Origin of the sequence: Pseudoalteromonas sp. SR44-5 (genome assembly GCF_014163675.1) — a bacterium.
GTDB lineage: Bacteria > Pseudomonadota > Gammaproteobacteria > Enterobacterales > Alteromonadaceae > Pseudoalteromonas > Pseudoalteromonas rhizosphaerae.
This window is the reverse complement of sequence record NZ_JACJDT010000021.1, coordinates 50,238-73,431: the sequence shown is the minus strand read 5'-3', so window position 1 is coordinate 73,431 and position 23,194 is coordinate 50,238. Positions and strand designations below refer to the sequence as shown.

Genomic DNA, 23,194 nt, shown 5'->3' with positions numbered 1-23,194 from the left:
TCGGCTGTTAGAACTCAATCTGTACGAGTGCCCACACAGATGATTGCTTTATATTGTTAAAGAACGTTGCGGTTAAAGTTAAACTTTATCTCACTAGGGCTGCGCATATTACGCTTTCCTATTTTTTTGTCAACACTTAATTTTTAGTTTCTTTTAAAAGATTTCAAAGCTAAGTTTTACTCGACTTACTTACCGTTTGTTCAGCGCTTTTCATTGCTGCCTGCCGGGTCAGTGGATGCGCATTATAGGGATATTCTTGAGGCCGTCAACGCTTTATTTCAGTTTTATTAAATTAATTAACTATTTGCTCAAAAGGCATACAAACAAGGCGTTGCAGCGTTATTTTCGCTTAAATTTTCAGCTATGAGAGCAACCAAGCTGCGCATACAGACCTGATCCATCTCATAGCTAAATAGCAATTATTAAACTGTTGCACTGTTATCTTTTTTAATTGGATTAAATGCGGCTATCGGATTGATTAATTTTCCTTCAAATTTAAGATTTTTTGCCGGATCTGCCAAATCTATCATTTGCTGATTATTACTTAACTGTAATCGGTTTAAACACGACAAGGTAAAATCAGCACTAAATAGATCATACTTGATAAACTTATCTTTTAGTTCTGGGTGTGATTGTTGATAGCTAATTACACACTCTGCAACTTGTTGCCAAAAGTCTCGTTCTGAATAGTCGTTTTGCTGATCAAGGATATCAGCCACGAACCTAAAGAAACAATCAAACACATCTGTAAAAATTGACAACACTTTTAATTCATCGGGCACATCCACAGTTAAGCGTTGAATATTATCCGCCAGTACTAAATCTTTATTAAGAATAGCTATCTCCTCGGCAATATCTTTCATTATTGCTTTGGCTGGAATGTTGTTCTCAAGTAACAGGATCAAGTTTTCACCATGAGGCATAAAGACTAAGTCATGGGAGTAGAAACAATGAAGGAGTGGATCTAAGTATGCTTTTAGATATTTAGCAATCCATATATGAGTACCTATCTTGGCTGATTTTATCAAAGCAGGTAATAACGCTTGTCCTTGATTATCTATATGCAGCAGCGACGCCATGGTCATTAAGCGCTGATTACTCTTTATCTTTGGCATTGGGCTTTCACGCCAAAGTGCAGAAAGCATTTTTCGATATGGACTGTATTGATCGGTTGCGGCTTCTAGAGCGTGATTATAATAACCAATTGCTGCAACCTCACGCAGAATTGTAAAACCGGATCCAGCTAAGTACGGATCCTGTGATACTACTTGTGCTACCCAATCGTTAATTGCGGGAGTTGCACTCATATAATAAGGCGATAAACCACGCATGAATCCCATATTCAAAATTGACAGTGCGGTCTTTACATAGCGTTTATGCGGATGTGTTTTATTGAAAAAAGTACGAATAGACTGCTGCGGCTGATATTCATCTTCACTGTATCCTAAGCAAACCAAATGCTGATCAGCAATATCGTTAGAGAATAACGACGCGAGTTTATTAAACCACTGCCAAGGATGAACGGGGAAAAAAAAGTAATCGTCACTATTTACTCCACGCGCTAATAGCTTTTGCTTAAATGACTCTATGGTGTGCGTCGATAGCTCTTGCGTTATGAGTGTTTGATAATCTAAATCATCGGTGGTCGAAAACACCACTCTATCTTTATGCGCACCTAGCCAAACCAACTGTAAGTGCGCGCCAGTCTCTGGTGCGTATTGGCGATAATCATTGGTATCAAACCCTATTCGACCATTGTTTGCTATAAAGCAAGGATGACCTTCCGTCATCGCACTCTCTACCTGTTGAAAATCCGCAGTGGTGAGTTGCTCGGCAGTCAATGCTGGCAGCTGATGCTTATAAGCACTGCCATATAAAGTACTGGCTATTTCTTCTAAATAAGTAGGCAGCATAGCTTGGCTGATACCTAAACTATGTTGTAACTCACAAATAAAGGCGATTGAATCGAGCTCGGCTACTTGGTTATCTATTTGTTTTTCAATTGAGTCTGCTGCTATATGCCAGTGATTCAAATACCCCAGCTTGGCTTTAAAGCGATAAACAATGCTTTCTTTGTCTGTACTGAGCTCAAAATATTGCCAATCTGCATCTTCATTGGTCAATTGCGGTTTTATCAGCCGCTCATGAGCAAACTCACTCAAAGCTTTGCGAACATGTAACCTATTTACATGCCGCCATAGCTGTGGCGTTAAATGACTGACGGCTTGCTCTGGGCTCAGGGGAATGTGCTTCATAGTATTATCCTTATTTAATGCGTGATAAAAGTTATCACGCGTGCAAAATGCGAGATGTGCGGTTTTATGAGTTAACCTAACCGCAGATTGATAACGAAAGCCGGCTTTAGTATTCAAACAATGAATTTTGTTATTGCGAATATCGGGTTCAACAATAACGCGCTGATTTTTGTCATTAGCAAAAATGAAATTCATCACCAGTTGAAACACCGACCAAGTAAAGCCATGCACCTTGTTATTGCTTTGGGCAATCAGAATGTGCATGCCAATATCACCTGCTTTGACGGGGTAATGATTACCTATTTCATCTAATAGAGGGTCATATAACTCAACTAAAAAACACGCGCTATTGTTTGCGTAGCCGATATAAATATCACTATGTGCTAACAGGCTTTGATATTCTTGCTGTAACTGCTCAATAGTAAATTCCTGCATGCCCCAAAACTGCGCATGAGGCTGAGTAACCCACTGGTGAATTAACGCGAGATCTTGTGCTAGGCTAAATGGCCTTAAGCTAAGCTCTGCGATATTAGTAAACTGCTGACAAAAAACAGCTGTTGTAATGGACATTATTGAGCCCTCGTGGTCGATGCCAGATTGGCGCAAGGAGTATGGCGTCGACTTTGCTTGCTCAGTAGCCATAAACAACAAGCAGATATAGCGAGCCCACCAGCGGCGACCCAAAAAGGTATTACTAAACCAGAGCTTTTAACCAGCAAACCCGCGCAGTAAGAAGCTAAAAGTACACCTAAGCTTTGGCAAAAACTGACTTTACTAAAATCTTCAGCGTACTTGTCTGGCGTACTCACTTGGTAAAGCAGCAGATCAAGACGCACAATAATAATGAATAGCGATAGACCGAACAGGCAGCGTCCTGCGATCACTACTAAGTAAAGAGGGCTGGCTTGTAATGCAACGCCTGTAATGATCAACATAAAGACAACTAATAAGTTGATGGGGTTGCGATTTGTGTGCTGCCGCCAATGATTAAAGCACAGCGCAAGCAATGCCATAAAAGCAGGGATAGAAAACACAACACTCGCTAGGACGATACTGGAGGTGTCGCTAATACTTTGCCAATATGCCGCAAAAAAAGGCCGGATCAAAAAAGCACTAAAGTAAAAGCACAACATAACAATGCCAAGTTGATATACAGGCCAACGACTTGATGAAGTGATTGATGTTTTTGCTACTGGAGGCGACTGATTTTTACTAGGCGCTAATCTTATGAGATAGGCGCACACAAAAACCTGAGTAAAATCGCTTAGAGCCATTATTAAAAATGCGGCTTTGCCAGGAAGAGCCGATAACACAAAGCCACCAGCAAGTGCGCCAAGTATGGCGCCAAAGTGCACCACAACACTAAGCATTGCAATCGTCGCAACGTGATTTGTTTTCGCTTCCAAGCTCATTAAGTATGGATAAACCAGTAAATAGCTGGCTTTAAAAGCAAACATAGCCATGGAGGAAAACCAAAACCAATTTAAGTCGCTAGCAAAAAAGCTACTGACACTAAATACACCCGCAGCAATTTGGCTATAAACCAATAAAGGTAGCACATTAATGTATTTACTAATGAAGGCCCAAATAGGAAAACATACCATGACAACAAAGCAGCTGGCAGCAATGTAAGTGCCAACATAGGCAGGGTCACTTATATTAAATACCGCACTAAAGAAAGTAGGATAAAACGGCAATAACATTGAATCACTGAGCACTGCAAATACCGTTACCGCGATCAACAAAACTTTAAACTGCTTACTCATGCGCGAAACTGCTCTACTTCGTCGCTTAACTCATAATTGGGCGCAGCAAACTCCTGAAAAGCTATTTTACGTTCTATTGGATAATATTCATGTCCGGTGATCGCACGAATAATACAAGAGTTGCGATAACATGCCATGCCTAAATCAGGAGTCACAAAACCATGGGTGTGTTGCTCTGTATTTTGTACAAAAATACGTTGATGCTGCTTGTCTATTGAGTAATTACGAGCAACTTGATAAAGCCCCGCGTCGTCACTATCAATGCAATGACTGATCCCTGCTAAAAAGCTCGGTTGGTAAGACTGATAACCCGTTGCAAAAATAACGCTTTGGGTGTTTAGTGAATAACCTTGCTGCTGTTCAGTTTGCTCTAAGCTAAGTTCAAAACCCTGCTGGTGGCTCAGGTAGGTCATATCAATCAATGCCGAGTTTGTGTGCAAGCTTACTGGCAATTTAGCTGTTAGCCGTTTGCTATACAGCAAATCAAAAATATTGTTGATCAATTCGCTATTAATACCTTTATAGAGATTATGCTGACGACGATTTAACTGCTGGCGTTTTTGTTCTGGTAATTGATAAAAATAATCAACGTATTCTGGTGAGGTCATTTCTAACGTTAATTTAGTGTATTCGAGCGGGTAAAACCGTGAAGAACGAGTAAGCCAATTTAGTTGATAATTATGCTGATCAATCTCTTGTAATAAATCATAAAAAATCTCAGCGGCACTTTGCCCGCTACCAATAATGCTGATCGACTGTTTTTGCTGTAATTGGCTTTTATTGGCTAAGTAGTTGCTAGAATGAATAACCCCCTCTTGCAACTTAAATGCTTGAGCACATTGAGGATGACGTGGCACCGGCCCGGTGCCTAACACTAAATGTTTAGCTAGATACACTTGTTCTGCTGTTTGTACTATATAAATATCTTCGTCTTGGCTGTACTCAACATGCTGAACCTCTGAATTAAAACGTATATTAGGCAGCTGCTTTGTTGCCCACTGGCAATACTGATTATATTCTTGGCGAAGTAAGAAAAAGTTTTCCCTAATATAAAAAGAATACAGTCGACCTTGCTGCTTTATATAGTTTAAAAAGCTATAAGGGCTAGTTGGGTCAGCAAGCGTTACCAAGTCAGACATAAAGGGGGTTTGTAAACTTACCTCAGGAAGCATCATGCCTGGATGCCAATTAAACTCAGCTTTTTTATCTAAAAAGAGACTGCTGACTCCTTCAAGTGGCGCAGTTAAACATGCCAGACTTAAATTAAATGGCCCTAAACCAATACCAATAACATCATAAATGGACTTATCCATAGCTAACTTCCTCCAGTGCAAGACTTAAAGGAGCATGTTCGTTCGCTAAATCACTTGCTAAGTATTGATAACCATATTGCTTTATAAGCCTTACAACTTGCTGGATATCATTGATAGTGGTGGCACAGTTCAGTAAGGTGAACTTTAAATATTGTTTATCTGCTACCTTAGTTGCCGCGATCAACGCCTCACCTTGGCGAGATAACTGTTTACGAATATATTTATTTACGGCGTCCAATTCACTATCTGTAGCACCGCTATCGCCAACAAAACGAAATACCAGTGTACTTAACTGCGGCTGATGAATAATTTCAATATCTGCTTCAGAGGCTAATAACAAATAACCTTGTCGTGCTAAATGCATCACTTGTTCAAATGCTACACCTAAGTTTTGAGCTCCTACCGTACGCAGTGAAAACCACAACTTTAACGCATCAAAACGTCGTGTGGTTTGAATGCTCTTATTGCATAGATCTGGCGTTCCCGCTTGTTGCTGACTTAATGGGTTTAAATATTCGGCATGATAAGTAACAACTGATAGATGTTGCTTATCTTTTACAAAAAAAGCACTGCAGCTAACAGGCTGAAAAAATGACTTATGGTAATCAATAGTGACCGAATCTGCGCATTCAATACCCGCTAACTTGTGTTTATTATTGGGCGTGATTAATAAGCCCCCGCCATAAGCAGCATCAACATGAAGCCACGCACCACAGCGCTTAGCTATTTCAGCTATCTGCGTTAATGGATCGATACTACCAAAATCAGTTGTTCCAGCTGTTGCAACGATGGCCATAACGATATCGCCTTGTTGCTGACAGTGTTCGATCGCCTGATTTAAAGCGGTCATATCCATTCTAAAATATTCATCACACGGAACGCTTACAACAGCATCGTAACCAAGTCCTAAAATTGCGGCGGCTTTTTGAATACTAAAATGGCTAACTTTTGAGGTGAAAATTTTTAGTCGCCTAAAGTCGTGTGGTAAACCTTGCTGTTTATTAGTATGCCCTGCATATAAATGGCACTGAAAATCACGAGCTAACAACATCGCCATCAAATTAGATTGCGTACCACCACTGGTAAATACGCCATCAGCCTGCTCACCAAGCGCCAGTTTTGAGAGTGTCCAATCTACGATACTTTGTTCAATAAAAGTGGCACCACCACTTTGATCCCAGGTCTCTACAGCAGTATTAATCGAAGTAGCGAGCAATTCAGCAAGGATACTTTGATAAACAATCGGACAATTTAAATGCGCGAGATAGCGTGGATTATTAAAATAAACAGCATCTTTAAGATAAAGCTGAGCAACTTCTTCTAGTGCGTCCGGTATATCAAATAGCGGTTGATTAAGGTCAATACCAATAAATTTTTTAGCTAGCTCCTGCGGTAATATACCGCTAAATGGTTTTTGTTGTGTTGCGATTGTTTGCTCCAACAATTGCATAACCTGCTCAAGACCTATTTTAAAATTATCTATATTTTCCTTATTAAACATTGAATTAAGCATTGAACTTGCTTCATTAGTTGAAGCTTGCTGCTGTGAATCCGCCAGTAACACATTTAACTGAACCATGAGCACGATCACCTTTAATTGAAAACAATTGATAAATCTAAATGAGAATGTATACTAATCGCGTTTCCAATAAAGTGTCAATGGTTTAATTCTAGTAAAATTTAAGGAGTGATTGTGTTAAAAAAATCAATGTTTGGACTATCTGCAATATCATTATGTTTAATGAGTAACTATGGGTTTGCTGCAGAAAAGCCAGCCGCAGACGACATAGAAAGTATTGAAGTATATGGAAAAAGTTATCGTTCAACAGGGACCAAATCGAGTTTGACACCGATTGAATCGCCTATGAGTTTTGAGGTTTACGACAATAAATTACTAGAGTTACGCCAAGTAGATACCGTTAATGAAGCATTGCGCTATGTTTCTGGGATCACACCTGAAAATCGCAGTACAGTAACGATTTTTGACCAATATACGATTCGTGGTTTTGAAAGTTACCGTAATTTTTACGATGGTTTACCGCTGCAATACAACCTAGCTTATAACTTAGCTCCACAAGTAGATGCGTATGCAACACAAAGTGTCGAAATTTTAAAAGGCCCAGCATCGGTTTTATACGGATCGGCACCTCCAGGTGGCATGGTTAACCAAACAGCAAAAACGCCACAAGCATCCTCTGAGCACAATATTAGAGCCCGAATTGGTAGCAATAGCTTGGCTGAATTAGCTTTAGATAGCACAGGCGCTATTACCGACGGCGTTAATTATCGCTTTATTGCACTTGCCCGTAGCCGCGACGGCCAACAGCAAACAACCGAAGAAGAAAGAATCACCATTGCGCCCTCAGTAACTTTTGAGATAAGTGAGCAAACAAGCTTAAACCTTAACTTATATTATCAAGACGATCCTAAAATGGTGCCATCAACGCCATTACCCGCGAAAGGCACACTTTACGAAGCCAGTTACGGTAAGTTAGATGCTGATGCGTATGCTGGCGATGAAAACTGGGCTGAGTTTGCTCGTGAAGTCACTATGATCGGGTATAAATTAAATCATGAATTTTCAGATTCAATTTCGTTTTTACAAAACTTTCGTTATACCAATGCCGATGCCACGCAACAAAATAGCTATGACTTCGGCTTAGCGGATGCAGATAAAATTTTAACTCGTACTGCCTATAAAACCATTGAAGACGCTGAAGGCTTCGTGATTGATAACCAACTCGCTGTGCAATTTGGTTTAGCGAATACTAATCATCAGCTATTATTTGGCTTTGAATATCAAACCCTTGATTCTACATTTGACTATGCCGACACTTTTGGTGCAAATACGCCAACACTTGATTTATCAAATCCAGATCACAGCCAGTTTAATGCAGCTACTACAGCCGCTTTAGATAACTATCGTCAATTTAGCCGTTTAGAGCAATCTCAACGCGGTTTTTATCTTCAAGATGAGATAAAGCTCGATGCGCTGACAGTGATTGCTGGCCTTCGCTATGATAATTACTACAGTGTTACAGATGATACGAAAAGCGGTATATCTAGTAGTCAAGAAATCGATCAAAGCGATACCACTTTTCGTATGGCAGCAATTTATACCTTTGATAATAACATTGCTCCTTATGCCAGTTACTCAGAATCATTCGAGCCCACTTCGGGGGTAGATACCTTAACTGGCAAAGCATTTAAACCAACGACCGCAGAGCAAATTGAAGTCGGGATGAAATATCACAACAATGATGCAACAACTAAAGTAACCGCGGCCTTTTTTGATTTGCGCAAACAAGATGTGGTGGTTAACACTCCAGACTTTATGAAATACACACAAAATGGTGAAGTACAATCGAAGGGTTTTGAGATCAGTGTTTATCAGCAACTCACTGACACTCTTGATGTTACTGTAAATCTAACAGATATGGATGTTGAGGTAATAGATAATCCACAAAACCCGGCATTGGAAGGTAAAACACCAATTTGGGTAGCAGAGCAACAAGCCTCAATGTGGTTAAATTACTTCTTTAACGATGCACTGGAATTTAATGGCGGTGTACGTTATGTCGGTGAAAGTCAGTTAGATGCCTTAAATTCCGATACAGTACCGGGTTATACCTTGCTTGATGCTGCCGCTAGCTATCGTTTTAACGACAGCTATAAAATCGGTTTAGCCGTGAGTAACTTAACAGACAAACGTTATGTGGGTGCTTGTTTTGATATAAATGGCTGTTGGATGGGCGCTGAGCGCAGTGTTGAGCTTAGTTTAAACGCCTCATTTTAAGTATCTAAACTCGTTATGAACGCTGAACAACTCGCCCTTAGTAAGCTGTTAAAGCTTGCTAAGGGCTACCACAGTGCTTTAAATGTACCAGAAAAATCAACAGATTGGCTCGATATACAATCGAGTTCATTGCTGGTTGCAAGGTTACACCAGTATTGGCAGCAGCAATACCCCGCTGCTGGGCGCAGTTATTGGGCAATCAAAAGCTGGGGAATGCTGTATTGGCAACCTGTCTATTTAGCGCTTATCAGCGTTCATGAACTTAATATGAGCTTTTCTTTGCAAAACTTTAAGCAACACTATCAGCAAGGTGTTATTGCAGGGCTGCAACTATCCACTATAAAAGCGCAGTACCATCAAAACCAGCAACAGGCAGTAACGGATATGGCTGCCCATTTGAAACGCTATGTTGTTAAGTTACTCACAGATTTAAACCTCGTTACAAGGCTTAATGAGCGTTTGGCGATGTCCTTATTAGCTGACACGCTATTAGCAATACTACTACTTCATGCAAAGCGAAAGCCGCAGTTTAATATTCAAGTAATGGCAGCGCACTGGTTGCATGCTCTCGATATCTCAGAGGCAGGGGAGTTTATTATGCTTACAGCTTGCTCAGACTCATTAGCATTAACGCGAAAAACATGTTGTTTGCATTACCAAATAGGTAATGTTGCAAAGTGCGCTAATTGCCCAAAACAACCTCAGCAAATTAAAGTTCAACGGATGCAACAGGAGTTAATAGCAGTATGTTACAGCTAAATAAAAAGCAAAAAAGCGAGTATAAACTCGCTTTTCTAGCTAAGGTAAACACTACTGCACTTACTTTTTAACTGGGCGTTTCCAACCGGTTAAGTTGCGCTGTTTTGAACGCGCGATTGCTAGCTGTTCATTTTCAACGGTGCTGGTGATCACAGAACCTGCACCAACTGTTGCTGTTGCGCCAATGTTTACCGGTGCAACAAGCGATGAGTTAGAGCCAATAAAGGCATTATCACCAATAATGGTTTTGGCTTTATTTACGCCATCGTAGTTACAGGTAATAGTACCGGCACCAATATTTACTTTTTCGCCAATTTCAGCATCGCCTAAGTAAGAAAGATGGTTTGCTTTAGAGCCTTTGCCTAAACGGGTTTTTTTCATCTCAACAAAGTTACCAATATGCGAGTCTTCTTCCATAATGGCACCTGGGCGCAGGCGAGCATAAGGACCTAAAGTACACTTGTCGGCTACGCTTGCATCATCAATTAAGGTATTAGCTTTAATAATTACGTTATCGCCAATCGTACAATTTTTAAGTACGCAGTTAGGGCCAATTTCAACGTTATTACCAAGAGTAACTTTACCTTCAAAAATAACGTTTACGTCAATTAATACATCTTCACCAGTTGTCACTTCGCCGCGTACATCAATGCGAGCAGGGTCGGCAAGCGTTGCACCATTAAGCATTAACTGTTCGGCTTGCCACGACTGATATGCGCGTTCAAGGCCTGCAAGTTGTACGCGGTTATTTGCACCTTCAACTTCCATTGGATGATCTGGTTGTGCTGAGCTTATCTCTACACCTTCACTGTGCGCCATTGCGACTATATCTGTGAGGTAGTATTCACCTTGCGCGTTTTCGTTAGATAAGTTGCCTAACCAGCTTTTGAGTAATTTACCATTTACAGCCATAATGCCAGTGTTTACTTCGTTAATAAGTAATTGCTCTGCGCTTGCATCTTTTTGCTCAACAATACCCACTAGCTTGCCATCAACACGTAACATACGGCCATAACCATTAGGGTTAGCTAAATTAACAGTAAGCACGGCTAAGCCGTTTTTAGGTGTGGCAGCGAGTAAACGCTCAAGGGTTGATTGCTTTGTCAGTGGTACGTCACCGTATAAAACCAATACAGTGTCTTCATCATTAATATGTGGGTTTGCTTGTGCCACTGCATGGCCAGTACCAAGCTGCTCAGCTTGAAGTACCCAGTTTACATCGTTGTCAGCAAGTTGTTGTTGTAATAATTCGCCGCCATGACCAAAAACTAAGTTAGTAGATGTCGCACCGAGTGCTTTAGCATTATCGATAACGTGTTGCACCATAGGTTTACCGGCAACTTTATGCAGCACCTTAGGTAGAGCAGAGCGCATACGAGTACCTTTACCCGCAGCAAGAATTACAGTAGTAAGTGACATTAAAACAATTTCCTTCTTTCTTTGTTTTATTGAAATAAATAAGCGCGTGTAAATTCAAAAAGATTACGTAAGTCACATCATGTGCACTTACTCAATGGCAATCTAGCAGTAGCCACTGAATCTAAGCTGAAATCACAACTTGCTTTGTATTAGTTATATTGTAACGGGGATCGATGAAGGATATAAGTAAAAATAATGATAAAGAGCTGTAAAAGTAGAGTTTAGAAAAATGATAGCGTTCTAATAAAATAACAATGCAGTATATTTCAAGCACAAAAAAGCCCACATAAAGTGGGCTTTTTGAAAACCAGATAGGCTTACTTTTTACGTAATTGCTGAATAACGCGTAGCTGTGCAATTGCTTCTGCAAGTTGTACTGCTGCTTGTTGATAATCTAATTCAGCGGCTGAAGAATTCGCCATTTGCGCTTCAGCTTCACGTTTAGCTGCTTCTGTTGCTTGTTCGTCAAGGTCTTCACCACGAACCGCTACATCAGCCAAAATAGTCACTATGTTCGGTTGCACTTCTAGAGTACCACCAGCAACATACATTACTTCTTCGTGACCAAATTGCTTTACTAAACGTACCATACCAGGTTTAAGGGCAGTCAATAGTGGCGCATGTCCTGGGTTTACACCTAGTTCACCTTCACTACCGCTTACTTGAATCGATTCAACCAGACCAGAGAATAACTTCCGCTCTGCGCTTACTACGTCAAGATGTACAGTCATAGCTGCCATACTACCCTCCTAATTACATGTTTTTGGCTTTTTCTTGAGCTTCTTCGATAGAGCCAACCATGTAGAACGCTTGCTCTGGCATATCATCAAATTCACCGTTTAAGATGCCTTTGAAGCCAGCAATTGTGTCTTTAAGTGACACGTATTTACCCGGTGATCCTGTGAAAACCTCTGCCACGAAGAATGGCTGAGATAGGAAACGTTGGATTTTACGTGCACGAGATACAAGTTGCTTATCTTCGTCAGAAAGCTCGTCCATACCTAGGATTGCAATGATGTCTTTAAGTTCTTTATAACGCTGAAGAACTGTCTGAACGCCACGTGCTGTATCGTAGTGCTCTTGACCAATTACTAATGGATCAAGTTGACGTGAAGATGAATCAAGTGGGTCTACCGCTGGGTAGATACCAAGTGACGCGATATCACGCGAAAGTACTACTGTTGCATCTAAGTGAGCAAACGTTGTTGCTGGAGATGGATCCGTTAAATCATCCGCAGGTACGTATACCGCTTGGATTGAAGTGATTGAACCCGTCTTAGTAGATGCGATACGCTCTTGCAGTACACCCATTTCTTCAGCAAGTGTAGGCTGGTAACCTACCGCTGATGGCATACGACCAAGAAGTGCAGATACTTCAGTACCAGCAAGTGTGTAACGGTAGATGTTATCTACGAAGAAAAGTACGTCGCGACCTTCGTCACGGAACTTTTCAGCCATAGTAAGACCTGTTAACGCTACGCGTAAACGGTTACCTGGAGGCTCATTCATCTGACCGTATACAAGCGATACTTTATCAAGTACGTTTGAATCGTTCATTTCATGGTAGAAATCGTTACCCTCACGAGTACGCTCACCAACACCGGCGAATACTGAGTAGCCGCTGTGCTCGATTGCGATGTTACGAATAAGTTCCATCATGTTTACGGTTTTACCAACACCGGCACCACCGAATAAACCAACTTTACCACCTTTAGCGAATGGACATACAAGGTCGATTACCTTGATACCAGTTTCTAAAAGTTCTACTGAACTTGATTGCTCTTCGTATGAAGGCGCTGCACGGTGAATAGACATACGGTCTTCTTCGCCGATTGGACCAGCTTCATCGATTGGCTCACCAAGTACGTTCATGATACGACCAAGCGTTGCTTTACCAACTGGAACTTGAATCGCTTCACCTGTGTTTGATACTAATGCACCACGGCGTAAACCGTCAGTAGTACCTAGTGCGATAGTACGTACCACACCGCCACCTAGCTGTTGTTGAACTTCTAGAGTCAAACCAGCTAAATCGCCATCTGTTATTTTTAACGCGTCATATACGGCTGGCACGCTGTCTTGTGAAAATTCAATATCCACAACGGCGCCGATAATTTGGACGACCTTACCTAAACTCATGTCTATTCCTCTCGTTAATCTTTGCCCGAAGCATTAAACTGCTGCTGAACCAGAACAAATCTCACTAATTTCTTGTGTGATTGCCGCTTGGCGAGCCTTGTTATAAACAAGCTGTAACTCATCCATAAGGTCGCCTGCGTTATCAGTTGCAGCTTTCATTGCAACCATACGGGCGGCCTGTTCAGAGGCAGCATTTTCAACTACACCTTGGTATACTTGAGATTCCACAAAACGAACCATTAATGTATCCAAAATTGCTTTTGGATCTGGTTCGTAAATGTAATCCCAACGGTGTGCAAGTTCTTTGCTTTCGTCTTTTGGCAAAGGCAACAACTGATCGATTGTTGGCTCTTGCTTCATGGTATTTACAAACTTGTTGTAAACCACATACAAGCGGTCTAATTTGCCTTCATTGAATGCTTCTAGCATTACTTTTACCGGACCAATTACGTCGGTAATAGAAGGCGCATCGCCTAACCCTGATTTTTTGGCAAGTACTGTTCCACCAAAACGGTTAAAGAAAGTGCCGGCTTTTGAGCCCATAACTGCGAAATCTGCAGAAACACCTTTTTCTTTCCACGCTTTGATATCTAAAGATACTTTCTTAAACTCATTAGAGTTCAAGCCACCACATAAACCACGGTCGGTAGAAATGACGATATAACCAACGCGCTTGACCTCACGCTCTTCCATATATGGATGGCGATATTCAAGGTTAGCATTAGCAACATGACCGATCACTTTGCGTAAATTTTCAGCGTACGGACGGCTTGAAGCCACTCGTTCCTGTGCCTTTTTCATTTTAGACGCAGCAACCATTTCCATAGCGCTAGTGATCTTTTGAGTATTTTTAATACTACCGATCTTGCTTTTAATCTCTTTTCCGCTGGCCATGACTCTTTCTCCGAATCAAGGTGTGCTTTAGCGAACTAAAGCGCACCATTTATAACTAAATTACCAAGTTTGCGTAGATTTAAACTTCTCTAGAAGTTCTTTAAGCTGCGCTTCGATCTCGGCATTGTAGTTACCAGTTTCATTGATTTGAGCCATAAGCTCTGCGTATGTGCTGTTTGCATAAGAAAGTAACCCAGCTTCGAAATCCATGATTTTAACGATTTCGATATCTTGAAGGTAACCTTTCTCTGCTGCAAATAACGACAAAGACATTTCAGCAACAGACATTGGCGCGTACTGTTTCTGCTTCATTAGCTCTGTTACACGCTCACCATGCTCAAGTTGAGCACGAGTTGCATCATCAAGGTCAGACGCGAACTGCGAGAACGCAGCTAATTCACGATACTGAGCTAGGGCTAGACGAATACCGCCACCTAGTTTCTTAACGATTTTAGTTTGTGCAGCACCACCAACACGCGATACCGAGATACCAGCATTTACTGCCGGACGGATACCTGAGTTGAATAAGTCAGTTTCTAAGAAGATCTGACCATCGGTGATAGAGATAACGTTAGTCGGTACGAACGCAGAAACGTCGCCGCCTTGAGTTTCAATGATTGGCAATGCCGTCAATGAACCTGTTTTACCTTTCACTTCACCATTGGTGAACTTTTCAACGTACTCAGCGTTTACACGCGATGCACGCTCAAGAAGACGAGAGTGAAGATAGAATACGTCACCTGGGTATGCTTCACGACCTGGTGGACGCTTAAGTAGCAATGAGATTTGACGGTAAGCAACTGCTTGCTTAGATAAATCATCATATACGATTAATGCGTTTTCACCACGGTCACGGAAGTATTCACCCATAGTACAGCCCGCGAACGGTGCTAAGTACTGAAGTGCCGCAGACTCAGAAGCAGATGCAACAACTACGATAGTATTTGCAAGTGCACCGTGCTCTTCTAATTTACGTACTACGTTAGCAATAGTAGATGCTTTTTGACCAATCGCTACGTACACACACTTAACGCCTGTGTCTTTTTGATTGATAATTGCATCGATTGCTAGTGCAGTTTTACCTGTTTGGCGGTCACCGATCACAAGTTCACGTTGACCACGACCCACTGGGATCATCGCATCGATAGATTTATAACCAGTTTGTACTGGCTCATCTACTGATTTACGTTCGATTACACCCGGTGCAATTTTTTCTACAGGTTCAAAACCGTCGTTATCTAAAGCGCCTTTACCGTCGATAGGTGCACCTAGTGTGTTTACAACACGACCAAGTAAACCAGCACCAACAGGAACTTCTAAGATACGACCAGTTGTGTATACTTTTACGCCTTCTGTAAGGTCAGCGTATGGACCCATTACTACTGCACCAATTGAGTCACGCTCAAGGTTTAGTGCGATAGCATAACGGTTGCCTGGAAGCTCAATCATTTCACCTTGCATACAGTCAGCAAGACCGTGGATGCGAATGATACCGTCAGTAACAGATACAATTGTACCTTCGTTACGAGCTTCACTTACAACTTCGAACTTCTCAATACGTTGTTTGATCAGATCAGAAATTTCAGTGGAATTAAGTTGCATGCTCTTCTTCCCAATTACGATTGTAGTGTAGTGGCTAAACGGTTTAATTTACCGCGAACAGTGCCGTCGATTACTGTGTCTCCAGCCTTAATCATAAGGCCACCAACAAGTGATTCGTCAACACTACAATTCAGCTTAACTTTGCGTGCGAAACGTTTTTCAAGTGCCGCTACCAGTGTTTCTTGCTGCGTTGCAGCAAGGGTTGTTGCAGAGGTGATGTCAACATCAATCTCTTTATCGTAATCTGCTTTAAAAGCAGAGAACAATTGTGCAACAGCTGGTAGGGCGGTCAAACGTCCATTTTCAGCCATAACCTTTACAAGGTTTTGACCGTATTCGTTGAGTTGCTCTGCACAAACAGAAATAACAATTTCTGATTGCTTATCAGCAGAGGCGCTTCCAGTTAGGAATTGAGCGACTTGTTCATTTTTCGCCACTTCTGAAGCAAAAAACAACATATCATTCCAACTCTCAACTACGCCTTTTTCAACGGCAAATTCAAAGGCCGCTTTAGCGTATGGGCGAGCGATTGTAGTCAATTCAGACATGCTCAGACCCTCCTATTAAAGCTCAGCTACAAGTTTTTCAACAATGTCGCTGTGCGCGGCTTCATTGATTTCGCGCTCTAGAATCTTCTGTGCGCCGATAACCGCTAAAGTAGCAACTTGCTTACGCAGTTCTTCTTTAACACGGTTACGCTCGGCTTCAATTTCAGAATGACCTTGAGCAATGATGTTTTCGCGCTCGTCGTGACCACGAGATGTCTCTTCGTCTACGATTTGCGTTGCACGCTTCTTAGCTTGCTCGATGATTTCAGCAGCTTGTGATTTAGCTTCTTTAAGTTCTGCAGTTGCTTTTTTACGAGCAAGTTCAAGATCTTTTTCAGCTTTATCAGAGGCCGCTAAACCATCTTCAATTTTTTTCTGGCGAGCTTCAATAGCACCGTTAAGTGGTGGCCACACAAACTTCATGCAGAACCAAACAAAAACGATAAATGCTATTAATTCGCCGAGTAGAGTAAGGTTTAAACTCACAACCACTCCTCCTTAGTCAATAGTTGATCGCGGATAAAGTATTTTTTCAATATTAAAGTGCGAACAACATGTATAGACCAATACCTACACCGATCATCGCGATAGCATCGATAAGACCCGCTACGATGAACATTTTAACTTGTAGTTGTGGTGCAAGCTCAGGTTGACGAGCAGCAGACTCAAGGAATTTACCACCTAAGTTACCAAAACCGATAGCAGTACCTAAAGCACCAAAACCGATAAGTAACGCTACAGCGATATATTTAAGACCTAGTACGATTTCCATTGTTTTCTCCGATTAATTTTCAAAGTTTAAAGTTTAAGTAAAAAAATCTTTATTGAACTGACGTCTGATTAATGATCAGTTGACGCCATGCTCAGGTATACAATTGTTAGCATCATGAAGATGAATGCTTGCAATACGATTACGAGAATGTGGAACACAGCCCATACGAAGTGCAGTGGTAATTGGAATAAGCCAATCGCTGCAATCAGAATGAAGATCAATTCACCTGCGTATAAGTTACCAAATAAACGTAGTGCCAATGAGATTGGCTTAGCAAACAAGGTTACTAGCTCTAGTAACAAGTTTACTGGAATAAATAGTGCTTGAACCACTGGGTTCTTAACGTTAAACGGTTGTAATGTAAGTTCTTTAACAAAACCCATAACGCCTTTAACGCGAATCGAATAAAAGATGATAAGTGCGAATACACCTAAACCCATTGCTAACGTTAAGTTAAGATCGGTTGTAGGTACCACTTTCATATAAGTATGCGATTGACCGCTTGAAATAACATCCCAAGACTCACCACTAATCAATGCCGCAGCAGTTGGTAGGAAGTCAACAGGTATTAAATCCATTAAGTTCATCAAGAATACCCAGACAAAAATTGTCAGAGCAAGAGGGGCAATTAGTTTACTTTTACCGTGAAAGGTATCTTTCACGTTAGAGTCAACGAATTCTACGACCATCTCGATAAAGCACTGAAATTTACCAGGAACACCAAGCGTTGCTTTATTCGCAGCGCGCTTGAAGATCCATAGAAAGATCAATCCTAAACCGATAGACCATGCTAGGGTATCGACATTAAGTACCATCCACCAATTGTTAGGGTCGTCGGATAGACGCACCTGACCGTTGGTTAGGTGGTGCTTGATGTAACCCGTTAGAGTTAGCTCTTCACCTGCAGCCATGTTATATCCCAAAAGTTAATGATTAAAAAAAACTGGCGCGAACAATCCAACGAACATCACTAATATAAAACTACAAAAAAATGGCAAAAAGATTACCGGATACAGTTTAAATATCAGCGCAAACAAAAAGATTGTTAGCAAAAATTTTAATCCGTTGCCGCGTTTAAACGAGGCAAACACTTGTTTTGCTTTACTAGCACCCATATAACGGAATGCATAGATAACAAATACAAAATTAGGGAGCACCGCTACAGTGCCTCCAGCGATAGCTGAAAGGCCGGCATCTACTCCCCAACCAACAAAAATGATTACAGCAGCAATTAATGCTACAACACCCTGAAGACATATTAATTTTAATGCGGCAAGCCGATATGGCCTCGCTAACTTATTTGTCACGTTTAGTTAACCTTAGTGGCAATCTAATTGTCAGGGCATGAAAACTGGCGAAATTATACTGATTCCTACCAGTTTTGCAACTTGAGTCGGTGTATTGTGGTGCAAATTTGCGACGAATGTCTCTTTTTGGACATGATATTTATTAATGCTCGGAATTCTCTGCATTTATACGGCTTAAAATTCCATCTAACTCTTCTAAGTTAGTATACGAAATAACTAAGTTTCCTTTGCCTTTTTTGTTGTAGTTAATTTCAACTTTAGCACCCAAGTTTTCGGCTAATTGTTGTTCTAACTGTTTGACATCTGGATCTTTTTCAAAAGTTTCTTTTTTAGGGGCAGGTTCAATAATTGAACGAACTAATTTTTCAGTTTCGCGTACGGTTAAAGCCTTTGCTACAGCCAGTCGAGCAGCATCAGATTGTGCTTCACCCTCAAGGGCTAATAAACAACGCGCATGCCCCATTTCAATATCGCCATGTTCCAACAATATTTTAACATCATCATTAAGATTATTTAGTCGTAATAAATTAGTTACCGTCGTGCGTGATTTGCCTACGGCATCTGCAACTTGTTGGTGAGTTAATTCAAACTCAGTTAACAAACGGTGCAATGCAACCGCTTCTTCCATGGCATTTAAATCTTCGCGTTGAATATTTTCAATCAATGCGATGGCCACCGCAGCTTCATCAGGCACATCTTTAATGATACATGGTACTACGTCTAGCTTAGCTATTTGTGCAGCACGCCAGCGACGTTCACCAGCAATAATCTCATAACTGTTTTCTGCTACTGGACGAACTACAATTGGCTGAATAATCCCTTGCGATCGAATTGAGCTTGCTAGCTCTTCAAGCGCTTCTTCGGACATGTCTTTACGTGGCTGATATTTACCTGAGTGTAAAAACTCAATCGGTAGCTTTTGCAATTCACTACTAGTTGGCTGAACAATTACATCCTGCTCACTCACGTTGGGTTGTTCAGTGCGGGCACTCGGTGCTGGTTTTGACGAGCTTAATAAAGCATCGAGTCCTCGGCCTAAACCGCGTTTTTTAGCAGACATGTTCTTTTTACCTCAAGTTAGGCGACGATTGGGGATATTTTTTCTTTTCTGCGTAACATTTCACCGGCAAGTGCTAAATACGCTTTAGCGCCACTTGATGCCCGGTCATAATACATTGCGGGTGCACCAAAACTCGGCGCTTCAGCTAAACGTACATTACGTGGGATCACGGTGCGGTATACTTTATCGCCAAAATGTTGTTTAAGCTGCTCAGATACATCATTGGCCAAACGATTACGCGGATCGTACATAGTACGTAAAATCCCTTCAATCTGTAGTTTTGGATTAACTAACTTGGCTAATTGCGTAATTGTGTCCATTAATGCGGTTAAGCCTTCAAGCGCATAATATTCACATTGCATAGGCACTAAAATTGAATCCGCGGCCGCCATTGCATTCACCGTAAGCATGTTCAGCGATGGTGGGCAGTCGATAAAAATAAATTCATATTGATCAGATATTTTTTCAAGGGCATTGCGTAGTCGTACTTCTCGAGCATAAAGCTCCATCAGTTTAACTTCGGCGGCGGTAACATCACCATTGGCAGCAATTAAATGATATTCACCAGAGGTTTCTTTAGTAACAACTTCTTCAATTGGTTTATCTTCGATTAATAAATCATAAATTGTTGCCACATCGCCGTATTTGTCTACGCCGCTACCCATGGTTGCATTGCCTTGCGGATCGAGATCAATAAGCAACACTTTACGTTTAGTTGCAGCCATTGATGCCGCGAGATTAACTGCTGTGGTGGTTTTACCCACACCACCTTTTTGGTTTGCTATTGCGATGACTTTTGCCACAGTATCTCTGATCCCTAGTCTTTAGAAAGAATAATTAAATGTCTTTGCGCATCTAATTTTGGTACTTCCAAGGTGATTTTTTGCTCGAACTTAACACCTGCAGGTAAAGATTCTAGCTCTTCACTTGGAAATACGCCTTTTAAGGCAATAAACTTACCTGAATGATCAATCAAGTGCGAACACCAGTCAACCATATCTTGTAAAGATGCAAAAGCACGACTCAATACACCATCTAATTTAACACTTGGTTGATAATCTTCAACTCTAGACTGCACTGGGGTTACATTTTTCAGACCTAGCTCATGTTTTACCTGCATTAAAAAACGCACGCGTTTACCTAAACTATCTAATAAAATAAATTGTGTATCAGGTAATGCAATAGCTAATACGATACCCGGAAGGCCAGGACCCGTACCAACATCAATATAATGATGACCGGGTAGGTGAGGTGCAACAACTAAGCTATCCATAATATGCTTAATCATCATATCCTCAGGTAAACGCACTGAGGTTAAATTATAAGCTTTGTTCCATTTGTTGAGTAACTCAACATATTGAACCAATTGTTGCTGTTGTTTTTCAGTTAGCGCAATATCAGTTTGCGCTAACAAAGTAGTTAATTGTTGCTGTAACACAGTATTCCTTAATGACTACGCAATTTTACGTAGTAAGCCTTGCTTCTTCAGATAAACTAATAATAGCGAAATAGCAGCAGGCGTGATACCTGAAATACGTGATGCTTGACCGATTGTATCAGGACGCGCCTCAGTTAATTTAGCAACCACTTCATTTGATAGACCCGATACGATCGAGTAATCATAATCTTTAGGCAAAATAGTTAACTCATGACGAAGTTGCTTATTGATCTCTTCTTGCTGACGAGCAATATAACCTGCGTACTTAGTGTGGATCTCAACTTGCTCTAACGCTGTTGCATGATCAAACTCAGATCCTAATCCTTCGATCGCCATTAGATCGTTATAACGGATCTCAGGGCGACGTAATAATTCTTCTAAACTTGCTTCTCGGGTTAATGGTGTTTTAAGTAAGCCATTAACTTGATCAATTACAGCGTGATCTTTATGGATCCAAGTTTCTTTGATCCGTTGAGATTCTTTTGCAATGATATCCATTTTTTCATTAAATGCTTGCCAGCGTTCATCGTTAACTAAACCAAGTTCACGACCTTTTGCTGTTAAACGAATATCAGCGTTGTCTTCACGTAGTAACAAACGGTATTCAGCACGACTAGTAAACATACGGTACGGTTCTTTGGTACCTAGTGTAGTTAAATCGTCGATTAATACACCGACATAAGCTTCATCACGGCGTGGTGTCCAAGGCTCTTTACCTTGCACTTGCAATGCTGCATTCATACCGGCAATTAAGCCTTGTGCACCGGCTTCTTCATAGCCTGTAGTGCCATTGATCTGTCCAGCAAAGAACAAACCATCAATAAATTTGGTCTCTAATGATTTCTTTAAATCGCGTGGATCAAAAAAGTCGTACTCGATAGCATAGCCTGGACGGCAAATATGTGCATTTTCAAAGCCAGTGATTGATTGCACAATCTCTAATTGCACATCAAATGGCAAACTAGTTGAAATACCATTTGGATAAAGCTCATAAGATGTTAGGCCTTCAGGCTCAACAAAAATTTGATGTTTGTCTTTATCTGCAAAACGAACAATTTTATCTTCAATAGAAGGACAGTAACGTGGACCAATCCCTTCAATAACACCTGAGTACATAGGTGAACGATGTAAATTATTGCGGATCACATCATGAGTTTTTTCATTGGTGTATGTGATGAAGCAAGAAATTTGTTGTGGATGATCTAACTGCTTACCCATAAATGAAAACACCGGTGTTATAGCATCACCAGGTTGTTGTTCCATTTTACTAAAATCAACTGTACGGGCATCAATACGTGGTGGCGTTCCAGTTTTTAAGCGATCAACACGAAATGGTAATTCACGTAAACGATTTGCTAATGCGATTGAAGGTGGATCACCAGCGCGACCACCTTTGAAGTTTTCTAAGCCAATGTGAATTTGGCCACCAAGGAAAGTGCCTACGGTTAATACCACAGAAGGTGCGCTAAAACGCAGTCCCATTTGAGTAACAACACCTGTTACTTTATTATTTTCAACAATCAGATCATCACATGATTGCTGAAAGATCTTCAGGTTATCTTGGTGTTGTAAAATATCTTGAATAGCAGCTTTATATAAAGCGCGATCTGCTTGTGCACGAGTAGCTCTTACTGCAGGTCCCTTTGAAGAATTTAAAGTACGGAATTGAATACCGCCTTTATCAATTGCTTGGGCCATTGCACCACCTAGTGCATCAATTTCTTTAACCAAATGACCTTTGCCAATACCACCAATTGCTGGATTACATGACATCTGACCAAGGGTATCCATATTGTGAGTCAGCAGTAGGGTATTCATACCCATACGTGCAGCAGCTAACGCAGCTTCTGTACCTGCATGTCCACCACCAACAACAATAACATCAAAATTTTCGTGAAAAATCATTTCGGGATCCTACTTAATCAACCAGCAAACTTTCAAGGGGGAGCGTATTCTACCTATAAATTTACAGAAGATAAATGATTAAACTGTGGCCAAGATCTAAGTAAATGATCTCTAATAATATAAAGGATCTTTTAAAGAGATCTTTTATTACTGTTACTACTACTGAGCATGATTTCTGTTGATAAGGTTTAGTTTACTTATTAAAACATAAAGTTAGATCG

20 protein-coding genes are annotated in these 23,194 nt (G+C 40.9%); 2 read left to right on the top strand and 18 right to left on the bottom strand.

The annotated features are described in order from the left end of the window. Window positions 1–422: 422 nt before the first annotated feature. From H5154_RS12855 to H5154_RS12840, 4 genes are read right to left on the bottom strand one after another with little or no spacing between them, the layout of a single operon-like run. Window positions 423–2,825: a GNAT family N-acetyltransferase gene (locus H5154_RS12855; protein ID WP_182718523.1), complete on the bottom strand. Its 2,403-nt coding sequence runs from the start codon at window positions 2,823–2,825 to the stop codon at window positions 423–425. Beyond that, the gene (locus tag H5154_RS12850; protein WP_182718522.1) at window positions 2,825–4,021 is read right to left on the bottom strand and encodes an MFS transporter; all 1,197 of its coding nucleotides are present in this window, start codon (window positions 4,019–4,021) and stop codon (window positions 2,825–2,827) included. Before H5154_RS12850 ends, H5154_RS12855 begins: the two co-directional genes overlap by 1 nt. Further along, the gene (locus H5154_RS12845) at window positions 4,018–5,334 is read right to left on the bottom strand and encodes a lysine N(6)-hydroxylase/L-ornithine N(5)-oxygenase family protein (protein WP_182718521.1); all 1,317 of its coding nucleotides are present in this window, start codon (window positions 5,332–5,334) and stop codon (window positions 4,018–4,020) included. The genes H5154_RS12850 and H5154_RS12845 overlap by 4 nt, the downstream gene beginning before the upstream one ends. Continuing rightward, window positions 5,327–6,913, bottom strand: coding sequence for an aspartate aminotransferase family protein (locus tag H5154_RS12840; RefSeq protein WP_257325151.1), 1,587 nt, complete (start codon window positions 6,911–6,913; stop codon window positions 5,327–5,329). Before H5154_RS12840 ends, H5154_RS12845 begins: the two co-directional genes overlap by 8 nt. A gap of 129 nt (window positions 6,914–7,042) precedes the next feature. Between H5154_RS12840 and H5154_RS12835 the strand changes: the two genes are divergently transcribed. Continuing rightward, the gene (locus H5154_RS12835) at window positions 7,043–9,130 is read left to right on the top strand and encodes a TonB-dependent siderophore receptor (protein ID WP_182718526.1); all 2,088 of its coding nucleotides are present in this window, start codon (window positions 7,043–7,045) and stop codon (window positions 9,128–9,130) included. 15 nt (window positions 9,131–9,145) lie between these two features. Continuing rightward, window positions 9,146–9,889, top strand: a complete 744-nt coding sequence (locus tag H5154_RS12830; protein ID WP_182718520.1) for a siderophore ferric iron reductase — start codon at window positions 9,146–9,148, stop codon at window positions 9,887–9,889. Window positions 9,890–9,949: 60 nt separating this feature from the next. Here H5154_RS12830 and glmU read toward each other — a convergent pair whose 3' ends face one another. From glmU to mnmG, 14 genes are all read right to left on the bottom strand, one after another. Continuing rightward, window positions 9,950–11,308 carry a bifunctional UDP-N-acetylglucosamine diphosphorylase/glucosamine-1-phosphate N-acetyltransferase GlmU gene (glmU, locus tag H5154_RS12825; RefSeq protein WP_182718519.1) on the bottom strand — a complete coding sequence of 453 codons (1,359 nt, stop codon included), beginning with the start codon at window positions 11,306–11,308 and terminating at the stop codon, window positions 9,950–9,952. Window positions 11,309–11,625: 317 nt separating this feature from the next. Next, complete coding sequence (locus H5154_RS12820; protein ID WP_145241679.1) at window positions 11,626–12,048, bottom strand: F0F1 ATP synthase subunit epsilon; 423 nt, start codon at window positions 12,046–12,048, stop codon at window positions 11,626–11,628. A 13-nt stretch (window positions 12,049–12,061) separates the two neighbouring features. Then, a complete protein-coding gene (gene atpD / locus H5154_RS12815) occupies window positions 12,062–13,447 on the bottom strand; it encodes a F0F1 ATP synthase subunit beta (RefSeq protein WP_145241681.1) in 1,386 nt (461 codons plus the stop codon). A 33-nt stretch (window positions 13,448–13,480) separates the two neighbouring features. Further along, complete coding sequence (atpG, locus tag H5154_RS12810) at window positions 13,481–14,341, bottom strand: F0F1 ATP synthase subunit gamma (RefSeq protein WP_145241683.1); 861 nt, start codon at window positions 14,339–14,341, stop codon at window positions 13,481–13,483. 60 nt (window positions 14,342–14,401) lie between these two features. Further along, window positions 14,402–15,943 carry a F0F1 ATP synthase subunit alpha gene (gene atpA / locus H5154_RS12805; RefSeq protein ID WP_145241685.1) on the bottom strand — a complete coding sequence of 514 codons (1,542 nt, stop codon included), beginning with the start codon at window positions 15,941–15,943 and terminating at the stop codon, window positions 14,402–14,404. A gap of 14 nt (window positions 15,944–15,957) precedes the next feature. After that, entirely contained in the window at window positions 15,958–16,491 is a 534-nt protein-coding gene (gene atpH / locus H5154_RS12800) for a F0F1 ATP synthase subunit delta (RefSeq protein WP_145241687.1), read from the bottom strand. Window positions 16,492–16,506: 15 nt separating this feature from the next. Further along, window positions 16,507–16,977 carry a F0F1 ATP synthase subunit B gene (atpF, locus tag H5154_RS12795; protein WP_145241689.1) on the bottom strand — a complete coding sequence of 157 codons (471 nt, stop codon included), beginning with the start codon at window positions 16,975–16,977 and terminating at the stop codon, window positions 16,507–16,509. A 52-nt stretch (window positions 16,978–17,029) separates the two neighbouring features. Then, window positions 17,030–17,263: a F0F1 ATP synthase subunit C gene (gene atpE, locus H5154_RS12790; RefSeq protein ID WP_009838908.1), complete on the bottom strand. Its 234-nt coding sequence runs from the start codon at window positions 17,261–17,263 to the stop codon at window positions 17,030–17,032. 68 nt (window positions 17,264–17,331) lie between these two features. Continuing rightward, complete coding sequence (gene atpB / locus H5154_RS12785) at window positions 17,332–18,174, bottom strand: F0F1 ATP synthase subunit A (RefSeq protein WP_145241691.1); 843 nt, start codon at window positions 18,172–18,174, stop codon at window positions 17,332–17,334. 15 nt (window positions 18,175–18,189) lie between these two features. Next, the gene (locus H5154_RS12780) at window positions 18,190–18,570 is read right to left on the bottom strand and encodes an ATP synthase subunit I (protein ID WP_182718518.1); all 381 of its coding nucleotides are present in this window, start codon (window positions 18,568–18,570) and stop codon (window positions 18,190–18,192) included. A gap of 142 nt (window positions 18,571–18,712) precedes the next feature. Continuing rightward, on the bottom strand, window positions 18,713–19,630 hold the full coding sequence (locus H5154_RS12775; protein ID WP_145241695.1) for a ParB/RepB/Spo0J family partition protein: 918 nt from the start codon (window positions 19,628–19,630) through the stop codon (window positions 18,713–18,715). A gap of 17 nt (window positions 19,631–19,647) precedes the next feature. Beyond that, window positions 19,648–20,433, bottom strand: coding sequence for a ParA family protein (locus H5154_RS12770; RefSeq protein ID WP_145241697.1), 786 nt, complete (start codon window positions 20,431–20,433; stop codon window positions 19,648–19,650). A gap of 14 nt (window positions 20,434–20,447) precedes the next feature. Then, on the bottom strand, window positions 20,448–21,068 hold the full coding sequence (rsmG, locus tag H5154_RS12765) for a 16S rRNA (guanine(527)-N(7))-methyltransferase RsmG (protein WP_182718517.1): 621 nt from the start codon (window positions 21,066–21,068) through the stop codon (window positions 20,448–20,450). Between the two features lie 15 nt (window positions 21,069–21,083). After that, a complete protein-coding gene (mnmG, locus tag H5154_RS12760; protein WP_145241701.1) occupies window positions 21,084–22,973 on the bottom strand; it encodes a tRNA uridine-5-carboxymethylaminomethyl(34) synthesis enzyme MnmG in 1,890 nt (629 codons plus the stop codon). Window positions 22,974–23,194: the final 221 nt, after the last annotated feature.